Annotated in this window: 1 protein-coding gene and 1 pseudogene; both read left to right on the forward strand. The window is 66.7% G+C overall.

The window, feature by feature from the left end:
- Positions 1-102: 102 nt before the first annotated feature.
- A complete protein-coding gene (locus tag AC0Z36_RS29720) occupies positions 103-933 on the forward strand; it encodes an IS5 family transposase (RefSeq protein ID WP_485466188.1) in 831 nt (276 codons plus the stop codon).
- Positions 930-1,126, forward strand: a pseudogene (locus tag AC0Z36_RS29725) (hypothetical protein); the annotation flags it as partial. The gene AC0Z36_RS29720 and the pseudogene AC0Z36_RS29725, both read left to right, overlap by 4 nt.

A 1,126-nucleotide genomic window follows, 5' to 3' on the forward strand; every position in this document is an offset into this window, starting at 1 on the left:
AGAGTGCGGTATGTGATCTTATGCCCGGCTTGTGGTCACTCGATGGGGTGACGGCGGGGCATCTTCGCCGGTCAGGCGTTCGGGATTCGCTTGGGTTGTGGGATGAGCGATCGCAAGCCGTACTCGAGTGACGTCTCCGACGAGCAGTGGGCCCTGGTCGAGCCCGTGGTCACGGCGTGGAAGGCTGCGCATCGGTCGGTCAGTGGCCACCAGGGCAGATACGCGATGCGGGAGATCGTCAATGCGATCCTGTACCAGAACCGCAGCGGCTGCCAGTGGGACCTGCTGCCCCACGACCTGCCGCCCGCCGGTGCCGTGAAGTACTACTTCTACACGTGGCGCGACGATGGCACCGATCAGACCATTCATGATCTGCTGCGATGGCAACTGCGGGAGAAGAAGCGGCGATTAGCCGACCCGAGCCTCATCGTCATGGACACCCAGAGCATCCGCGTGGCCGTCGGGGTCCCGTCCGCCACGACCGGCAAGGACGCCGCGAAGAAGGTGCCGGGGCGCAAGAGATGCCTGGCCGTGGACGTATTGGGTCTCGTCGTCGAGGCTGTCGTGCTGCCGGCGTCCGCGCACGACAACGCCGCCGGCATCGCACTGCTGGACGGCGTGGCCGCCCAGATGGACACCGTGAGGAAGGCCCTGGTCGACCAGGGGTTCAAGAAGGCCGTCGTCAACCACGGCAAGCAGTACGGCATCGACGTCGAGATCGTCGAGCGCAACCCGGCCGACAAGGGCTTCGTCCCGCAGGCCAAGCGGTGGATCGTGGAGCAGACGAACGGGATCCTGATGTTCTACCGCCGCCTGGTCCGCGACTACGAGCACCGGCTCGCCACCTCGCGCTCTCGCGTCTTCTGGGCGATGACCTCTGTCATGGCCCGCCGGCTCACCGGCGCCACCCTGCCCTCCTGGAGGGCCGTATGAGCGACAACCCGCAGATCAGAGACGTCCTTGCCTACGTCGAGGCCCGCGAGAACGAACTCGGCGAGCAGGCCGGGCAGCTCCGCGCGTCCATCGAGAACCTCACTGCCCGCCTCGGCGAACTCGACGCGGAGACCGAGAACCTGCGCATCACCCGCAAGACCCTCCTCAACCTCCCCGCACCCGCACCCGCACC

This window comes from Kitasatospora sp. UYEF31 (assembly GCF_057291755.1).